At 37.8% G+C, this 19,973-nt stretch carries 11 protein-coding genes; 10 read left to right on the forward strand and 1 reads right to left on the reverse strand.

Annotated features, from left to right (window positions below; genetic code table 11):
• Positions 1-7: 7 nt before the first annotated feature.
• A complete protein-coding gene (locus HMPREF9145_RS11090; protein WP_036907557.1) occupies positions 8-868 on the forward strand; it encodes a glycoside hydrolase family 25 protein in 861 nt (286 codons plus the stop codon).
• A 733-nt stretch (positions 869-1,601) separates the two neighbouring features.
• On the opposite strand, the gene HMPREF9145_RS11095 is transcribed toward HMPREF9145_RS11090, so the two are convergent.
• Positions 1,602-6,008, reverse strand: a complete 4,407-nt coding sequence (locus tag HMPREF9145_RS11095) for a translocation/assembly module TamB domain-containing protein (RefSeq protein WP_021826524.1) — start codon at positions 6,006-6,008, stop codon at positions 1,602-1,604.
• A gap of 208 nt (positions 6,009-6,216) precedes the next feature.
• Here HMPREF9145_RS11095 and HMPREF9145_RS11100 point away from each other — a divergent pair, with 208 nt between their 5' ends.
• The 9 genes from HMPREF9145_RS11100 (at position 6,217) to HMPREF9145_RS11140 (ending at position 19,834) form a co-directional block, all read left to right on the forward strand.
• A complete protein-coding gene (locus tag HMPREF9145_RS11100) occupies positions 6,217-7,566 on the forward strand; it encodes a Na(+)-translocating NADH-quinone reductase subunit A (RefSeq protein ID WP_021826456.1) in 1,350 nt (449 codons plus the stop codon).
• Between the two features lie 20 nt (positions 7,567-7,586).
• Entirely contained in the window at positions 7,587-8,747 is a 1,161-nt protein-coding gene (locus HMPREF9145_RS11105) for an NADH:ubiquinone reductase (Na(+)-transporting) subunit B (RefSeq protein ID WP_021826468.1), read from the forward strand.
• A 14-nt stretch (positions 8,748-8,761) separates the two neighbouring features.
• On the forward strand, positions 8,762-9,463 hold the full coding sequence (nqrC, locus tag HMPREF9145_RS11110) for an NADH:ubiquinone reductase (Na(+)-transporting) subunit C (RefSeq protein ID WP_021826439.1): 702 nt from the start codon (positions 8,762-8,764) through the stop codon (positions 9,461-9,463).
• A gap of 20 nt (positions 9,464-9,483) precedes the next feature.
• Positions 9,484-10,107: an NADH:ubiquinone reductase (Na(+)-transporting) subunit D gene (locus HMPREF9145_RS11115; protein WP_021826535.1), complete on the forward strand. Its 624-nt coding sequence runs from the start codon at positions 9,484-9,486 to the stop codon at positions 10,105-10,107.
• Positions 10,108-10,121: 14 nt separating this feature from the next.
• Positions 10,122-10,748, forward strand: coding sequence for an NADH:ubiquinone reductase (Na(+)-transporting) subunit E (nqrE, locus tag HMPREF9145_RS11120; protein ID WP_021826561.1), 627 nt, complete (start codon positions 10,122-10,124; stop codon positions 10,746-10,748).
• Positions 10,749-10,756: 8 nt separating this feature from the next.
• Positions 10,757-12,025 carry an NADH:ubiquinone reductase (Na(+)-transporting) subunit F gene (nqrF, locus tag HMPREF9145_RS11125; protein ID WP_021826472.1) on the forward strand — a complete coding sequence of 423 codons (1,269 nt, stop codon included), beginning with the start codon at positions 10,757-10,759 and terminating at the stop codon, positions 12,023-12,025.
• Positions 12,026-12,525: 500 nt separating this feature from the next.
• Positions 12,526-17,892 (forward strand): alpha-2-macroglobulin family protein, encoded by a 5,367-nt coding sequence (locus HMPREF9145_RS11130; RefSeq protein WP_021826578.1) that lies wholly within the window; start codon positions 12,526-12,528, stop codon positions 17,890-17,892.
• Positions 17,882-18,943 (forward strand): DUF1573 domain-containing protein, encoded by a 1,062-nt coding sequence (locus HMPREF9145_RS11135; RefSeq protein WP_021826451.1) that lies wholly within the window; start codon positions 17,882-17,884, stop codon positions 18,941-18,943. The genes HMPREF9145_RS11130 and HMPREF9145_RS11135 overlap by 11 nt, the downstream gene beginning before the upstream one ends.
• Entirely contained in the window at positions 18,944-19,834 is an 891-nt protein-coding gene (locus HMPREF9145_RS11140) for a 4-hydroxy-3-methylbut-2-enyl diphosphate reductase (protein WP_021826510.1), read from the forward strand.
• The last annotated feature ends 139 nt before the right edge of the window (positions 19,835-19,973 follow it).

A 19,973-nucleotide genomic window follows, 5' to 3' on the forward strand; every position in this document is an offset into this window, starting at 1 on the left:
AATAAACATGGGTACGAGGCGAACCTCCAATAAGAAAACTACTCAAACCTTGCATACGAAAAGTAAGCGGAGGTGTAGGCGTTCGCGTCGTTCTTTCTTTCGACGTTATCCCAAATGGGCTGTCATATTGGGGGCAGTGGGTATGGTTGCACTCTATGTTTGGTGTTTCTATTATTTCTTTGTAAGCCCAACAGGTTTCCGATGGAGAGCTCTTTATGGTGATGCTAAATATCCGGATGGCTATGAAAATCATGGTATCGATATCTCTCATTACCAAGCTGATATTGATTGGGAACGTCTATCTAATGCAATGATAGAGGGATGTCCCGTCAGGTTTATTATTATAAAAAGTACTGAAGGGGCTGGAAAGCTTGATAAAAACTTTTATAAAAACTACCAAAGTGCAGGCGATTATGGGTTTATTCGAGGTGCATATCACTTCTGGAGTAATAAGTCTTCTGCGCGCGATCAAGCTCATTTCTTTTTAAATAAGGTACATCTCAATGATGGAGATTTACCACCTGTGCTTGATATTGAGCATAAACCAAAAGATAAGAGCGTTGAAGAGTTTCAGCGTGATGTACTCACTTGGCTTCACATTGTAGAGGATAAATATCATGTAAAGCCTATTATCTACACATACTATAAGTTCAAACAGAATTATCTTTCAGCGCCAGTGTTCAATGATTATCCTTATTGGATAGCACATTATTATGTAGATAAGGTGGAGTATAAAGGGCCTTGGAAGTTTTGGCAGCATACAGATGCAGGACGACTTCCTGGAATAAAAGGATATGTTGACTTCAATATATATAACGGAAGCTATTACGATCTTAAACAAATGACTATTGGTCGTAACAAGTGGTAAGTCTTTTGACAGTATTATTTCCTACATGTTTGAGGCGTGAGATAAAGTGTTTCTCATTAGAATTAAATGTGAGTTCTAAGTAATCTCCAATAATTTTCTTTTTGTATTTCTGTCAAATGTGATAACGTTCACTTATAATAGAATGTGTATTGGTATCCTTCTGTCCGGTATAGCGAAGCTGTATTATTACTGATTCTTGTAAGAAAATCTCTTAAAAAAACACTCCTAATAATGTCTGATATAGGAGAATATAAGCCGTGAGAAATATAGTTTAGATTCTTATTTTGGGCTTTTATCTACTTTGTTCATAAGCTTTTTGAGTTAATTACTGCCTAATCATGCTTATATTTGATGTAAAAGAGGTAATGATAGCATTGCTTTTAGAAGATAATCTGATAGGTTTTATGCAGCAAAATGGGGCGTTTCATTCTCTATTCGGTGCAATATTCTTTGATAAAATCCATAAACTCTTGATATATATGTAGTTACTATGTCTTGTTTTTTATGGCATATTCTGAACAGAATATAAGTTAGTCGTGAATGCAGAGGTGCTTTGTTGATATATTTCATCATTCTTTTTAAGTTGTTATTGATTAGATTTTGCACCACAAATAAAATGTTGTTTTCAATGATTTGCTCTGTTATTTGCAAGTCAATCAAGAGTCTTGTTGAGTCAGGAATAGTTTTTTAATCATGATATTTTTATAGAATTATATGGCCAATAACCTTATAGTTAGGGATGTTTATGATTATTTGTCTCATTAATGATAATCTTATTTCGTTCTCTTCTAAACAGGTCTTTCAAGTTATTAAAGTCCTTTTTAAGAATCAGTCCGATTCCTTGAGTATTCAAACTATTGTGAGTGAAGTAGCGATCATTGGTTTGATTATACATGCGTATAGCGAAGTTACCATTGGGGAAGAGTAGATAACGGAGGTCAAAGTCACCAATAAAGCTTGTTGTTGCATTTGCATTGTCCCGATAACCAAACTGACCATTGAACAAAAGGCGATTGTTTAGCAGGCGACCACTAAGTATTCCTTCATATTCTGCATTGTTCCAACCTTCATCTCCCGTAGAAATATTGGCACCAAAGTTCCAGTTTGAGTTGTTAACAACATTGCTGAGAACATTGTTTATCTGTTGACTTACCGTACCACTAAGCAAACTTTGCATCGCTAAACTTGTTTGGCTTTGACCTGTTTCGGCTGCAGCGTTGTTATTACCTTGCATATAGAATCGCCCAATAGCCAAGAGATAAATCACTTGTTGGTTCATCTCTTCTTCGCTGTTGATGAGACTTAATATCATCTGTTTAGCGTCGTTGTTTACTGTTGGTAGGTCTAATCCAAAGTCAATTTTAGGCGAAGCAGGAGTTCCTGTAATATCCATTAGGCAATTCACTCGAATGTTATTGTTCGAGAAACTGCGTCCAAGATTGAGATCACTCAAACTTACTCCTTGTACCGTATATTGTGCTTTGAGTTTCAAAGCAGCTGCATAGGGATCACCACCAAAGCTAATTGACCCTCCAGGGATAAATTGGAAGTCTTTCTTTATGGCATTTTGTATTGTTAGTTTATATATGCCATGATCGATGAGATAATTGCCATAGAGATCAAAGTTGCCTTTATTATAGTAGGTAGCTCGTAGACCTCCACTGCCATTTAGGGCTATATAATCGCCACTTGAGGGATCCATAATCAGCTTCAGTGTGGCATCAGGGGTGACATTAACCAAGAAATTAATGTGCATGTCGGAAGGAATATCAGCTTCAGGTGCTTCTTGTCGCTGTTCTTTTGGATGAAGAGCACGCATAATTAAGCTATCGCGATCATTCCAATGGATAAATTCTTGTTTAGTGATAGCAGTCGGACTGGCTACATTATAGACAATCTGACTACCTTCATTTGCTGTTGCATTGACGTCTATTGTGACTTCACCACTTTTGCCACGGATGTCACATTTTCCTGTGGCATAAGCGGTTCCATAAAACGTATTGTCGCCAAATGAATGCGTATCATAGGCTAATAAGTTATTTGCTGCTATGTGAATATCATAACTCATCTTTGTAAGATGCTGATGATATAACACTCCATTTACAATTCCTAAATGGCCGTCTCGGTCATTTACTGTGTCATTGACAAGGTGAATCTCATTGGGAATGGCGTGAATATGTACGTCTTTAAGTGTGTATGTGGTATTTAATGCACTGAGATGTAGGCTCCCGTTTGCCGTAACATCACCCGTAAGATTGATATAACTGAGTGGACCTGCTACTTGAATATTGCCATTTGCAAACACGTCGGCACGATCAATGAAGCTGCTACAGAATGTTTTTAAGAATTCAACGCGTGTGCCATTAGCTCCTATATTCAGTTCGATATAATCTTTCTTTGGGGATATATAGCCTGTAATCTTTGTCTCTATGGGCGTCAATATGTTTGTAAGAAGGTTTGAAGTTGTATCTTTTGCCAGCGCGTCAATATCGATTTGACCTTCCTTTTCATTCCATTTAGCATCAGCGAATAGCGTGCCCATTCGACCTTCTTCGAATCGAAAATCATTGACTTCAAGCTTTGCTGAGGCAGCGAGTTTACCGAAAGCAGCCGCTATATTGGCTTTTCCTGTTGCCTTCCCACTAAATTCAACTGAGTGGAAATTAACGAGATTAAGAATATATGCGATATCAACATTCTTGAGTTCTGTTGTAACAGAGTCTTTCAAATACGGCGTAGCACGTCCTCCAATGATAATATGTTCATCACCATGAGTAATAGCAAAATGGTCGATAGTGAGGTCTTTCGCTTGATAGATGATATCTGAAGGTTGGACAGTCCATGTCGTTCCATCAATAAAAATCTTAGAAGAGTGTACATTGATATGTGCTGCATCATGACCTTCTTTCTTAAAGAAGTTGGTCTCAGTATCTAAGGAACCATAAATCTTTTTGCCGTTAAGATTATTCCAAGTAAGCACAGAATTCAGCTTGTTGTCAGCTGCTTTAGCTTGTATATCCCAATAGATTCCTTTCCCATTTTCAGAGATTTTATGTGCTCGAATGTTTGCTTTTAGCGTATCAGAAGGTGAAGAAAGGCTGATAAAGCCTTGTTCAAAATGATTGCCATCATAAGTAAATGATGGTAGAACCGCTTTAAGATTCATCTGTCGTTGGTGGTCATTAACAGATACAGAAAGCTTTGCTGGTTGCTCTAAATCTAATGATACACCAAATAATTTCTGTAACCAATCGCTTTTGTTGATTTCTCCTTGCAAAACAAACTCATTATCTTTTGTAGGTTTCATGTGTGGAAGTCCAGGAAGAGTAGGGAGTTTGCTGGCTATAATATTTGCAATACTATTGGGTAAAGTGGCATAGCTATAGTGCCCAACGAGCTGCATTTGTGCGAAATCGCTTTGCAAAGTAACAACATGTTTATGGTTTTCCTGACCAGCTTCAAGCTTTAATTCTTTGAGCTCATAATTGTTGTTAGGAGACAACATCTTAAAATTGTTCAGCACAATAATTCCATTTGCTGTGTTAAGGTTTCGTCCACTGATGTTAGCTTTGACATCTAATGAAAACGTAGTCGATGGATATTTGCTGGTCAGTTTTAAAGCATGAGGATTAAATTTAACTATACTTGCAGTGAGATTCATTTTGGGATAGCGTCCAATATTACTGAAATCACCATTAAGTTGTAGTTTGCCATTGGGATCATTGATATTGAGTTTACCATTGAAACTCATTTGTTTGTTTTGTTTTTGAATAACCCCATTGATGTTGATATTGTGATAACTATATTGGTTATAATCCAATCTATCAATCTTTCCGTTTGCCTTTATCTTAAGATTTCCTGTTTCAGCGTTACCACTTGCATCGAGTTTCGCAGCAATTATGCCTAATTGGGCGTTATCTATAATCTTACCTAAGTTTATTCCGGAGGTCTCAATACGTCCATTAAAACTATTCTTATGTAGGCCGACCGTTAGTTTTGCAGCTCCGTTATCAGTATAGAGTGCACCTTTCATGGCTATATCTTTGCCATAACCTCCAATGCTTCCCTTAAACTTTATGTTTCCTAAACGCGTAATTTCAATAGGGATGTTCATTCTATGCCCTAAGTTTTCACTGATAAATTTGATGCCATCCGCCTGCATAGTAAGGCTGTTAATATCAGCAATCCAACGTGCTTTTGACTGCCAATTACTAACAGAACCATTTGCTGAAAGATAAATACTGCGTCCACTAACTCGTAGATTGGTGATGCGAGTAGAAGTACTTGTTCCACTAACAGCTAACGAAAGATCAATCTTGTTCTTAAAGTTGTGCAGTTCAGGAATTATAAAAGACAGATCTGCGGGACGTATAACGGAGGGCTCAAGGGCTAAGGAATACTGTAAAGAAGGTAGTTGGAGTTCATCTGATTCAAATGAATAACTCGCTATTCCATCTTTAATATAGAGCTTGGTTCCTGGTAATTGTAAGTTAAAGTTTCGCAAATGTGCCTGTTGTCTGTTTGCTTCAAACTTCAAAGAGAGTGAAACAAGGTTCAAACCACAAGCATCTTTGAAGGAGAGTTTCTTGATTGCGAGATTAAGACTGTCGTTTGTTAGTTCGTTAAGAATAATGTGCGCACTGATATCTGATACGTTAAGATGCTTCAAGTCCAATTTGTTTGGAGTAGCTTTTATATCTTTTTGGTCGTATTTTAGTTGTCCGTTCCTAATGATAAGTGAACCAATTCGGAAGTTAAGTTCACTTTTTTGAGTAGATTCTTTTGATGCTAACGAGTCAAGGATAAATTGGTAGTTGGAGTTTGATTCAGCTGTAAGCTTGTAGGCTTTTATTGTGGCACCAAACAATTGTGCGGATGAAATTGAGACGCGACCTTCAAGTAGTGGTATCAAATCTATTTTGACTGATGCACGTGAAGAGGTTAGAAGTTTTTGACCATTTTGGTCATAGATGAGGATGTCATCAATGATAACACGATTCAAAAAACCTAAATTTATAGAGCCAATATTAACTTTTGTGCCAATCTTCTCTGCCAGAACATGGCTCACTTCAGTGCCAATACAACTCTTTATTGCTGGTATATGTAGCAATATTATAAGCGCAAAATATAGTCCTGTCAAGGTCCATATTAAGGCATTGACAATATGTTTGAGTTTCTTCAGTTTGTGTCTGTGATATAATTGTATTGCAAAAATACAGTAATTTTGATTGATAGGAGAATTATTTGAACTTTTTTCTTTCTTTTATGCTTATTTTTCCTTAAATTTGCATCGGTTATTTTACTCTGTTATATTAAGGTAAAAGGAATATTCATATATAAATATAATTATGGCAAATGTAATTAAGTTGCGTAAGGGCTTAGACATTAACCTAAAAGGTAAGGCCAATTTTGAAACAATTAGAAGGATAGATAGTTCTGAGATAGCACTTGTTCCTGATAGTTTCGGAGGTGTTATGCCAAAGGTTATTGTGCGTGAAGGCGACTGTGTTAAGGCTGGGGATGCCTTGTTTGTGGATAAGAAATATCCAGAGATGAAATTTGCTTCACCAATCAGTGGAACTGTAAAAGCGGTGGTGAGAGGTGATCGTCGTAAGGTTCTTTACGTTAAGGTAAAGGCTGATGAGACGCAGCAATTCGTTGATTTTGGTATAAAAGATATAGAGAAGTTGGATGGTAGGGCAATCAAAGAAGCTTTACTCGCGAGTGGATTGTTTAGTTTTATCCAACAATTGCCTTATGCTGTGACAACGACTCCTGATACAATGCCGAAAGCAATCTTTGTTTCTGCTTTTCGAGATATGCCTTTAGCTTCAGACTTTGAAGTGGAATTAAAGGGTAATGAAAAGGATTTTCAAACAGGATTAACGGCATTATCTAAAATACAAAAGACTTATTTAGGACTTTCTGTGCATCAGACTGCATCGGCACTTGTAAATGCAAAGGATGTTGAAATCAATGTTTTTGATGGCAAATGTCCTGCAGGTAATGTGGGTGTTCAAGTCAATCATATAGATCCAATCAATAAAGGTGAGGTGGTTTGGACTATAGATCCTGCTGCTGTTATATTCTTTGGACGATTATTTAATACAGGAAAAGTTGATTTAAGAAGGGTGATTGCTGTTGCTGGTAGTGAGGTAAAGAATCCTTCTTACGCTGAAATACTTATTGGAACCCCTTTATCTAAGGTTCTCAATGGGCAGTTGAAGTCTACTGAACATGTTCGAATTATTAATGGAAATCCTCTTACAGGGCGCAAAACAACACTTGAAGATTTTGTTGGAGCGCATACATCTGAGGTAACAGTAATTCCAGAAGGTGATGATGTTAATGAGTTCTTAGGATGGATTCTTCCCAGAACGAATTTATTCTCCATTTCAAAAAGCTATTTCTCATGGCTCATGGGAAAGAAGACTTATAACCTCGATGCACGAATAAAAGGGGGAGAACGTCATATGATTATGAGTGGAGAATATGATAAAGTGCTACCAATGGATATCTATGGTGAATATCTTATAAAAGCTATTATAGCTGAAGATATTGATAAAATGGAACAATTGGGAATCTATGAAGTAAGTCCTGACGACTTTGCAGTAGCCGAGTTTGTTGATTCTTCCAAGTTAGAATTACAAAAGATTGTGCGCAATGGTCTTGACATGCTCCGCAAAGAGAATGCTTAATTATTAAGGATAAAAGAATTATGAGTTTAAGAAGATATCTTGATACAATTAAACCTAACTTTGAAAAGGGAGGTAAACTCCATGCGTTTCAAAGTGTGTTTGAAGGCTTGGAAACGTTCTTGTATGTTCCAAATGCAACATCTCAGAGCGGAACTAACATTCATGATGCAATAGATTCAAAGCGAATCATGAGTTTTGTAGTTATAGCTTTGCTCCCAGCTTTGCTTTTTGGAATGTATAATATAGGCTATCAGAATTATGAAGCGGCTGGAAAGTTGGCAGAAGCATCATTCTGTGACATGTTTCTTTTTGGCTTTTTAGCTGTTCTTCCCAAAATAGTTGTTAGCTATGTAGTTGGTTTGGGGATTGAATTTGCTTGGGCTCAATGGAAGGGCGAAGAGATTCAAGAAGGCTATTTGGTTTCAGGCATCATTATTCCAATGATAGTTCCTGTTGGTTGTCCTTTGTGGATGTTGGCTTTAGCGTGTGCTTTCTCAGTTATTTTCGTTAAGGAAATTTTTGGTGGAACAGGCATGAATGTTTTTAATGTGGCTATAGCTGCACGTATGTTCTTGTTCTTTTCTTATTCAAGTGCGATGACTGGAGACCGCGTGTGGGTAGCAACCAGTTCTATATGTGGCTTGGGCAACACGCTGCCTGATGCTTTTACAGCTGCTACTCCTCTTGGACAATTGGCATCAGGAACTATTCCTAATGCTTCAATGGCAGACATAATAATAGGTCTTATACCTGGATCTATTGGGGAAACAAGTGTTATAGCCATAGCTATAGGGGCTGTAATCCTATTGTGGACTGGTATTGCAAGTTGGAGAACTATGGGCTCTGTATTTGCGGGAGGAATAGTAATGGCTGTATTGTTTCACGCATTAGGACTGACGCCTATGCAATGGTATGAGCATATTGTCTTAGGAGGTTTCTGCTTTGGTGCTGTATTTATGGCTACCGATCCAGTTACATCAGCACGCACAGAGACTGGAAAATACTACTATGGATTCTTCATTGGAGCGCTTGCAGTGATTGTTCGTGTGATGAATCCAGGCTTCCCTGAGGGTATGATGTTGGCTATATTCTTCGGAAATATGATAGCTCCATTGATTGATTATTGCGTGGTTCAACGCAACATTTCACACAGAGCGAAACGTATTTCGAAAGTACAATAATAAAGAAGTAGATTATGAAGACAAATTCAAATTCATATACCATCATATATTCAGTCATCATTGTTGTTATTGTTGCATTCCTTTTAGCTTTTGTATTCCAGGCTTTGAAGCCCATGCAAGATGCTAATGTTGCACTCGATAAGAAGAAACAGATTCTTAATTCGTTAAATATTCGTGATTTAAATGATGCACAAGCCGATGCTAAATATAAGGAAGTCGTTGTAGCAGATAGAGTAATAGACGAAAAAGGAAAGGTGCTTCTTTCGGGAACTACTGGTGGAGAGAATGCTGGTTTCAAGCTTGATAGTAAGGATTATAAGGAAGGTAAGTTGGCTTTATATATATGTAGAGTTAATGGAGAGACTAAGTATGTGGTTCCTGTATACGGCATGGGGCTTTGGGGACCAATTAGTGGATACATTGCTTTGAATGCAGATAAGTCGACTGTATATGGAGTTTATTTCAATCATGAAAGCGAAACAGCAGGTCTTGGAGCAGAAATCAAAGACAATAAAGCTTGGCAAGAGAAGTTCCAAGGCAAGAAATTGTTTAAGAACGGAGATGATAAGACAATAGCTTTGAGTGTTGAAAAGAAGGTTGAAGACCCAACTACGCAGGTTGATGCCGTTACAGGTGCAACGTTAACCAGTAATGGTGTGCGTGATATGTTACATGAAGCATTGGGTAAGTATCTTGTTTTTATAAATCAAAAATAATTCATTAATAAAGATAAAAGATGAGTTTGTTTAGTAAACAAAATAAAGAAGCATTTATCAATCCATTGAATCTTGATAATCCCATCATGGTTCAAGTGCTTGGTATATGTAGTGCTTTAGCTGTAACTTCACAACTAAAACCGGCGATTGTCATGGGACTTGCTGTAACCATCATTACTGCTTTCTCTAATGTTATTATCGCTCTAATTCGTAAAACAATTCCAATGCGAATCCGAATCATTGTTCAATTGGTGGTTGTTGCAGCCTTAGTGACCATCGTTAGTCAGATTTTAAAAGCGGTTGCCTATGATGTCAGTGTTCAATTATCAGTCTATGTTGGTCTGATTATTACCAATTGTATTCTCATGGGACGTCTCGAAGCCTTTGCAATGATGAATAAACCATGGCCAAGTTTCCTTGATGGATTAGGTAACGGACTTGGATATGCTATGATATTAGTTATTGTCGGTGCTGTTCGTGAACTCTTAGGACGTGGTAGTCTGCTTGGATTCCAGTTGATACCTCAGTCTGTTTATGACGCAGGATATATGAATAATGGCATGATGACAATGCCTGCTATGGCTCTGATTCTATTGGGTTGTGTCATTTGGATACATCGTTCTTACTTTTATAAAGAGAAATAATAAATTGAAATAAGATGGAACATATCATATCATTGTTTTTCCGTTCGATATTTGTTGATAACATGATCTTTGCTTTCTTCTTAGGCATGTGCTCATTCCTTGCCGTAAGTAAGAACGTAAAAACATCCTTTGGACTTGGCATCGCGGTTACTTTCGTGTTGCTTGTAACGGTTCCTATTGACTACTTATTACAGACAAAGGTCCTTGGTCTCAATTGTTTGATAGATGGAGTAGACCTTTCCTATTTAAGTTTTATTCTGTTTATTGCAGTTATTGCTGGTATTACACAACTTGTTGAGATGACAGTTGAGAAGTATTCTCCTTCGCTCTATTCTGCTTTGGGTATCTTCTTGCCTTTGATTGCCGTTAACTGTGCTATCATGGGAGCGTCACTTTTCATGCAGCAACGTATTAATTTGGACCCTACTAACACACAATATATAGGCAATGTTGTAGATGCAATAGTCTATGCTGTGGGTTCAGGACTTGGCTGGACCTTAGCGATTGTGCTCATGGGTGCTATTAGAGAGAAGCTTCAGTACAGTGATGTTCCAAAGCCCCTTCAAGGTTTAGGTATCACGTTTATCACTGTTGGACTTATGGCTATGGCTATGATGGTCTTCAGTGGACTTAAAATATAATAAGGTATATGGAACAATTCATTATATTAAGTATTGGAGTATTCCTCATCATTATACTCCTCCTTGTCGTTATGTTGCTTGTTGCTAAGAAATATCTTAGTCCAAGTGGTAACGTGAAAATAGAGATAAATGGAGATGAAACCCTTGAAGTACCACAGGGAAGTAGTGTGATGACAACGCTCAATGAGAATGGAATCTTCTTACCTTCTGCTTGTGGTGGTAAGGCCAGTTGTGGTCAATGTAAACTACAAGTACTTGAGGGTGGTGGTGAGATTCTTGACTCAGAGAAGCCTCATTTCACACGAAAACAGATAAAGGATCATTGGCGTTTAGGATGCCAATGCAAGGTAAAGGGAGACTTAAAGATAAAGGTTCCCGAGAGTGTTATGGGTGTTAAAGAATGGGAGTGCACTGTTATTTCCAATCAAAATGTTAGTTCTTTTATCAAGGAATTTAAGGTAGCATTGCCCCCAGGAGAGCACATGGACTTCATTCCTGGCTCATATGCGCAGATCAAAATCCCCGCTTATGATTGTATCGACTATAATAAAGACTTTGATAAGGCACTTATTGGTGATGAGTATCTTGGTGGATGGGAGAAGTTTAACCTATTCTCTTTGAAGGCACATAACCCAGAACCTACCATTCGTGCCTATTCAATGGCTAATTATCCGGCTGAAGGCGATATCATTATGCTTACAGTTCGTATCGCAACAACGCCTTTCTTGCCACGTCCTCAAGTAGGTTTCCAAGATGTTCCTACAGGTATAGGGTCTTCTTATATCTTCTCTCTTAAACCAGGAGATAAGGTGATGATGAGTGGCCCTTATGGCGATTTCCACCCTAATTTCACTTCGGGTAAGGAGATGATATGGATTGGTGGTGGTGCAGGTATGGCTCCTTTACGTTCGCAAATCATGCACATGACAAAGACTTTGCATACCACTGATCGTGAAATGCATTTCTTCTATGGCGCACGTGCTTTGTCAGAAGCCTTCTTCCTCGAGGACTTCTGGGAGTTAGAAAAGGAGTTTCCTAACTTCCATTTCCATCTTTCACTTGATCAACCGGACCCAAAGGCTGATGCAGCTGGTGTGAAATACTATGCAGGCTTTGCTGTTAATTGCATCCGTGACACTTATCTTAAAAATCATGATGCACCAGAAGACTGCGAATATTACCTTTGTGGTCCTCCTATGCTCATTAAAACTGTTACGGATTATCTTGATAGTCTTGGTGTAGATCAAGATGCAATCATGTATGATAACTTTGGATAAGTTTTAAGATATCTGTAAAGAAAGGACATGCTAATAATGATTTTGCATGTCCTTTTTTATGATTAAACCTTTTGATTTCTTTTGATTGTTATTTTAATTCCAATATTTTAAATGTTTAATTTGAAGCTGATAGCGCTTTTGATTAATATTAATATGATTCAGCTTAGTCATGCTTTGTAATGTTTTGATATTCAAATTGGTAAAAGGTTTGATTTATATCATCACTTAAGATAACGTGGATTCGTATTGTTATTTGTGTCATTTCATCTCTTAATGAGCGTCATTTTATACGCTCATTTGTACCATTTTATCAAGTAATCTGCATCAAATCATAACTCAAGTTACCTATACTTCTTTTTTGAATTATTAATTGTAGTCATGTTTTTAAGCTAAAAAAACAGATGATTTCCGTATAGCTGATAAAAAAATTACTATCTTTGCAATAAATGAAAGGTGGTGTTTATAACTATCGTTTTACACTCGCCATAATCATATAGACTATGAAGAAGGTAATATTTGTACTGGTATTGTTTTTCACTTTACCTATAGTTACGTTGGCAGATAGCTATAGTTCTTTGTGGAAACGTTATGAACAATTACAAAAAAAGAATCAGCCGCGTTCTGCATTAAACGTACTTAAAGAGATTATAACAAAGGCACGTGAAGGAAAATCCTATGGCAATCTCATTAAGTCTGAACTTGAACAGCTTGCAACCTTACAGGATTTATCAGGTGATTCATTGCAGCCTCAGTTAGAACGACTACGTGTTGTTGCTGAAAAAACAAAGAAAACTGAACCTGTTGTATATGCAATCTATAACAATGTGCTTGGTCGTCTCTATCAATCACATTTCGTTTATAATGCTGATTCAATCGTTGTTTGCAAACGTTTCTTTGAGCGTTCGATGCAAGAGCCAGCCTTATTAGCTGCTGTAAAAGTTGATAAATATACGCCGTTGATGGTTACTGGCATTGATAGCCGTATCTTTAATGATGATCTTTTGCATGTTTTGGGTATCGTGGCAGGGGATTATCACACGCTTTATCAATGGTATTCTTCACATAATAATCGTAGTGCTGCCTGCTATTGTGCCTTTAAACTACTTGAAGAACAACACAAGTCATCTCGTAATGAGATGAAACATTCGAAATATCTGCAGCGTCTTGACTCCCTTATTTCATGTTATCAGGACTTACCAATTGCAGGAGAATTGGCCATCGCTCGTTATGAATTTATGGATCAGGCCAACGATGTTACGGCTGTAGAGAAAATGAATTACCTTAACTATGCACTCTCAAAGTGGGGAAATTGGCCTCGTATGAACATCCTTCGTAATGCGCAAAGCCGACTAACACTACCGAGTTTTATTGCTGATTTCGGTCCTTCTGTGCAGTTGCCAAACAAAGAAATCATCGTAAGAATTCGTCAACTGACAAATATTCAAAGTCTAACGATGACGGTAACACGCTTGAATGTACGCGAATGTGTATTGCCTAATCAGAATGGAACGTATGATTTTGATAAATTAGGAAAGTTATTATTGGCTCCAACTGCTGTATCGTTGACACATCGTTATGTAGGACTTCCTGCATATCAAGTGAGTAGTGATTCGATGAGAATAGCTCCTTTACAAAAAGGAGTATATCTCATTGAGTTCTCAACTGACAATAAAGAAATCACGCCAAAACGTGCTTTGCTGCATATTTCAGATATATATTTGTTGCAAGAGCAACTTCCTGAAGAAAAAAGTAAACTTATAGTGCTGAGTGCTACAACAGGAAAGCCCATTCCGAATGCAAAGATTAATGTGCAGTATCGTGTTCTAAAATCTAAGGAACCTAAACATACTACTACACTTCTTACTGATAAACAGGGTGAGGTTACTTTCAAACAAGTGAAAGATGCTTATGGTATTTATTATCAAGCTTACACATCTGATGATAAGTTTTGTTTGAGTACAAGTCCTGGTTCTTACTATTCTGCGGGAGACGAATATACAAAAGAAGATGAAGATGATTTCATAGAGGATCATATTCAGCTTTATACTGATAGAAGTCTTTACCGACCTGGTCAGCAAGTAAAAGTGAGTTTAATCAACTATAAGACCGATAGTCGTACGAAGAAAGCTACAGTCAATGTAGCTGATAGTGTTACTTTGGTTCTTAATGACGTTGATGATAATGAGATAGCAACGAAGAAAGTCGTCACCGATGAATTTGGAACGGCTTCTGCAACGTTTGATCTTCCTAAATCATGCAAGACTGGTGCATTTTCAATTGAAGCCAATGAGGATGATGAAATAGCGTTTCATGTAGAAGAATATAAGCGTCCTACATTCACGGTTGATTTCACTCCATACAAAAAAGCATATCAGAATGGGGATACTATCCACGTAGAGGGAAAAGCCAAAACCTATGTAGGCGCTCCTGTTCAGCATGCAAAAGTGGTGTATACGGTTACGCGTCGTCCACTTTGGACATGGTGGCGAGCTACTAATGAGTCGCAAATGACGCTTGGTAGTGATACGATTAAGACAGATGAATCGGGACAATTCAGTGTGCCTGTAAAGCTTATTATGCCTGAAACAAATAATAATCTACCACGTTATTACTTTGTAGAAGTGAGTGCAACTGTAACAGATGGTGCGGGAGAAAGTCATGAAGGTATAACAAATATATTACTAAGTAATCGCTCAAGTTATTTTAATTGTCAAATACCAGAACGCATAGAGCGTGATAGTATGTTGCATTTTGCTTTTGAATATAAGAATCTTCAAAGTGAAAATATTGCTGGAAAAGTAAATTATAAGATAGATAATACAACCTATCAAGCCAATACAAATGAGCCAATTGCATTGAATCTTCAGAAGTTTAAGACGGGAGTTCATCTCTTGGAAGCCATTTGTAATGAAGATACTTTGCGTCGTTCATTCACAGTTTTCTCGTTGAAAGACAAGAAGCCTGCAGCCGAAATGAAAGATTGGTTTTATGTAAGCGGTAAATCTTTCAAGGAAGATGGAAAGCCTATTTATGTGCAGTTAGGTTCAAGTTTGAAAGATGTCAAGGTATATTATACTATTCTTTCAGGAAGCAAAATACTTGAGAATGGAAGCTTTGTCATTAATGATGAGTTGAGAACTCGTACTTTTAAATATAAAGAAGAGTATCATGATGGTATTAGATTAGCTTATGCTTGGGTGAAAGATGGTGAGCTCTTTGTACATAATGTCAAGATAGAGCGGCCGATTCCAGTGTTGAAACTAAATACCAAGTGGATTACTTTCCGTGATAAACTCACACCGGGTCAGCAAGAAACTTGGACACTTCAGATTACAGATAAAGACGGAAAACCAGCCCGTTCGCAACTCATGGCAACAATGTATGACATGAGTCTTGATGACATTTATAGTCATCGGTGGAACTTATTTGTAGATTTTCGCTGGTCACTTCCTTACTTTCAATGGTCTGGAAACAGGTTTTCAACGCAGAGTCTTTATGGAGAAATGCCACTGAAACAACTCTATGTGCGTCCCTTTGACTTTACACATTACGTGTTGAATGATGGTATTCGACTTGCTGGTATGGTACAGGGAGCAGTGGCAATGGTACAGAAGAGCATGGCAACTGGAAGCAATAAGGTTTATGATTCAGCTGAAAGCTCTCTGTATGGGTCAAGAATTCCCGAACTCCATGAGGTTGTTACATTATCTTATTCAGGGTCAAAGACTCGCACAGAAGTGCCAAAACCGAAGCAGGAGCAGGTCCCATTACGTAAGAATTTCAATGAAACAGCGTTCTTCTTCCCTGCACTTCAGACAGACAATAAAGGCAATGTGAGTATAAAATTCACGTTACCGGAGAGTGTAACAACATGGCGTTTCATGGGGCTTGCACATGATAAACACATGAATAATGCGCTGGTTGAAGCTATAACTGTAGCAAAGAAGAGCGTAATGATTATGCCGAATATGCCTCGTTTTATTCGAATGGGAGACGAATCTGTGTTATCCAATCGCATTGTTAATACTACAAATGTTGCTCAAACAGCACAAGTTGAAATGCAAATACTTGATCCTAAGACTGAGAAACAATTGTTATCTTCATCTAAAAAGATAACGCTTGCAGCTAATTCAACTTCAAATTGTGACTTCACTTTCGTTCCTTCACAACTTCGTTCGATGGGTTATGACCTTGATGCTGTAGTTTGTCGCATGACTGTTAATGGAGAATCATTCAGTGATGGAGAACAACACTTGCTGCCAATCCTTTCAGATAAGGAACATATCGTAACGACTTTGGCTTTCAGTCAATATGAACTAGAAACTGAAACGATAGCTGTTGATAAGCTGTTCCCTGTTAAGAAGAATGACAATAAGTTAAAGGTTACCTATACAAATAACCCTGCTTGGATGATGGTTGAGGCTCTTCCAACGATTGCTCACGCTTCAACAAAGGATGCTATCGGCCTTGCTGCCAAATATTATGCAAACTGTTTGTCGGCTCACTTGATGCAGATTGCAGGACAGAATGATTCTTTATCTGTGATGAATGTCTATAAAGAAGAATCCCTTTTCGCGCTTCGTCAATTACAACTTGCTGATGGTTCGTTTGCATGGTGGCCTGGAATGCGAGGTTCTTTCTATGTAACAGTGGCAGTAACTGAAATGCTTCAACGTCTAAATATGATGTTAGGTGAGCAGACATCTACAAAGAAATTGTTGACCAGCAGCATGAAGTTTATGGCAGGAGAGGTAAGTAAACATGTCGAAGTTCTTGAGCATTTAGAGGCTAAGAAATGTGATAATTTGCTACCTTCTGAAGCAGATATGCAGTATCTTTACATTTGTGCTATGCGCAAAGAAGGACTAAATCACCCTGATAATAAATATCTTTTAGGACTTGTAGAGAAACGTCCTACCTTGTTTACTATATATGGTAAGGCAATGATGAGTGTTATTTTGGCGCGTAATGGTAATGTGAAGTTGGCGAAAGAACACCTTGAAAGTCTTAAGCAATATATGGTTTATACGGATGAAATGGGCCGTTATTTTGATACAAAACGTGCTTCTTATTCTTGGTTTGATTATCGAATACCGACTGAAGTGGCTGCAATAGAAGCTATAAAGATGGTAACTCCTGAAGATAAAAAGACAGTTAGTGAAATGCAACGATGGTTGTTGCAAAGCAAGCGCACTCAAAGTTGGGACACTCCGATTAACGCTGTCAATGCTATTTATGCCTTTATGCAAGGGCAAACAAAGGAAAGTCTTACGAACTATGGTGCTAATACGGTGTTGAAACTTAATGGTACAGAGCTTAAAACAAAAGAAACTTCTGTAGGACGTGCTATGGTTGAGGCTGAAAAGACAGGTAAAAGATTTGGTGTTTTAACAGTCGAAAAGACTTCAAACAATATTAGTTGGGGGGCTGTTTATGCTGGATATGATCAGGATATCAAAGATGTTAGTCAACAATCTACCCAACTTAGTGTAACTCGTCAGCTCATAGATGCCGATGGAAAGGTTGTAACAACAGACAAATTCAAAGTGGGTGACAAGCTAAGAGTGCGCATTACACTTAAAGCAGACCGTGATTATGACTTTGTAGAAGTAGTAGATAAGCGTCCGGCATGCCTTGAACCTGTTGATCAAATGAGTGGTTTCAACTGGCAATACTATTATTCTCCTGGAGATTACACTACAAATTACTACTTCGATTGTCTTTCAAAAGGAACTCATGTGATAGAAACAGAATATTATATTGACCGCGAAGGCGCTTATATGAGTGGCATTTGTACTGCACGATGCACGTATAGTCCTGAGTTTAGTGGACATGATAAAGCAATTAAATTGAATAATGAAAAGTAATATCTTGATAGGAAGCATGTTATTATGTGCTACACTTTCTGCACAAGCACAACGCATTAATACTGATCAACCGGTTGTAAATGTAGGGCAAGTGCTCTTCAAACAGCCTGTAAAAGCAGAGTTTATACTAAAGAATAAAAGCTTAAAAACCTTACGAATAAAGGAGGTTAAGACCAGTTGCGGATGTACAACAGTGTCATTCCCAGAGGTTGTTAACGCTGGAAAGGAGTTTACTGTGAGCGCTATTTACAATGCACAAACACTTGGAAACTTCTATAAACAGGTGGCTATTTATAGCAATGCAAGTAAAGAACCTGTTATGTTGACAATGAAGGGTGTGGTTGTCAATGAGATAAAAGATTTCATAGGAAACTATACTTATAGTCTTGGTGATTTGAAGGTTGACGTGAATGAGGTTGAATTTGATGATGTTAATCGTGGCGATCAACCTTCGATGAAGATTCATATCTTTAATAATTCTAACGAGATTGCACAGCCTGTGTTCATGCATTTGCCTAATTATCTTACAGCAGAAGTGTCTCCTTCACGTATCGCTCCTCATCATTCGGGAACTGCAACGCTTTCGCTTGACTCTCGGAAGCTACGTGATTTTGGACTAACACAAACCAATGTGTATCTTGGTTTTGCTCCTGGTGATAAGGTTTCTGAGCAAAAGCAGATTCAGGTTTCAACTATTTTGCTGCCTGCTTTCCAACAAATGACCCCCCAACAAATAACAAATGCTCCTAAGTTAAAGCTGTCGACAGATAGTCTTAACCTTGGAAACTTTAATGGAAGAAAGCAAATTAAGGGAGAAATTGAACTTACAAATACAGGGCATTCAACGCTTGAAGTGCGCAACTTACAAATGTTCTCTAATGGTTTAGAAATAGCCTTGAATAAGACAAAGATTGCTCCTAATGGGCAAGCGAAGCTTAAAATAACGGCTGTTCGCGATCAAATCAAAGAGCCAAACCGGGCATTGAGAATCCTAATGATAACTAATGATCCTGACAAAGGAAAGGTGGTTATTAAAATACATGTTAAGTAAATGCTACAGATTGAAATTGATAATGGCAGTGGTTTCTGCTTTGGAGTAACGACAGCAATAAAGAAAGCCGAAGAAGAGTTAGCCAAAGGGGGAACCCTTTACTGCCTTGGCGACATTGTACATAATAGCATGGAGGTTGAAAGACTCCATGAAAATGGTCTTATTACGATTAATCATGAGCAATTAAGAGAATTGCATAATGTGAAGGTTTTGCTGAGAGCACATGGTGAACCGCCTGAAACTTATGCATTAGCACGTAAGAACAACATTGAGATTATTGATGCAACATGTCCTGTTGTATTGCAACTTCAGAGACGAATCAAGAGGCAATACGAAGATGTTGAAGATGAATTAGTACAGCAAACGTATGTTAACCGTCAGATTGTTATTTTCGGAAAGAATGGTCATGCAGAGGTTCTGGGATTAGTGGGGCAGACCAACAGCAAGGCGATTGTAATCGAAAAGTTCGATGATGTGAAAAAGCTTGATTTCAATCGCAGTATATATCTCTATTCGCAGACTACGAAAAGCTTGGATGAGTTTCATCATATCATCGATTATATTCAATCACATATTTCTCCAGATGCAGAGTTTAAGAGCTTTGATACGATATGCAGACAGGTGGCAAATCGTATGCCTAACATCGCAAGTTTTGCAAGTAGACATGATGTTGTGATTTTCGTTGCTGGTAAAAAGAGCTCAAATGGGAAAGTGCTTTTTAAGGAATGTTTAACTGTAAACTCCAATAGTTATCAGATAGAAAGTGCAGATGAGATTGATATGCAATGGTTTCATGGAGCTAATACCGTAGGAATCTGTGGTGCAACAAGCACTCCAAAGTGGTTGATGGAAGAGTGTAGAGATTATATTAAGCGTTGGTATAAAGTTTGATTACACCCCTGCTTGATGTTATTTGTAATCACATGGTAAGTTATTGTGAATCAGTGTGTTTTTAAGTTTTGGTTAGATTGTTTTGCAAACTGCATTATTTTACGTGGTAAACGGAGCCTTTTTACCGAATAATTTGAAT

This window comes from Segatella salivae F0493 (assembly GCF_000477535.1).
GTDB classification, from domain to species: Bacteria; Bacteroidota; Bacteroidia; order Bacteroidales; family Bacteroidaceae; genus Prevotella; species Prevotella salivae.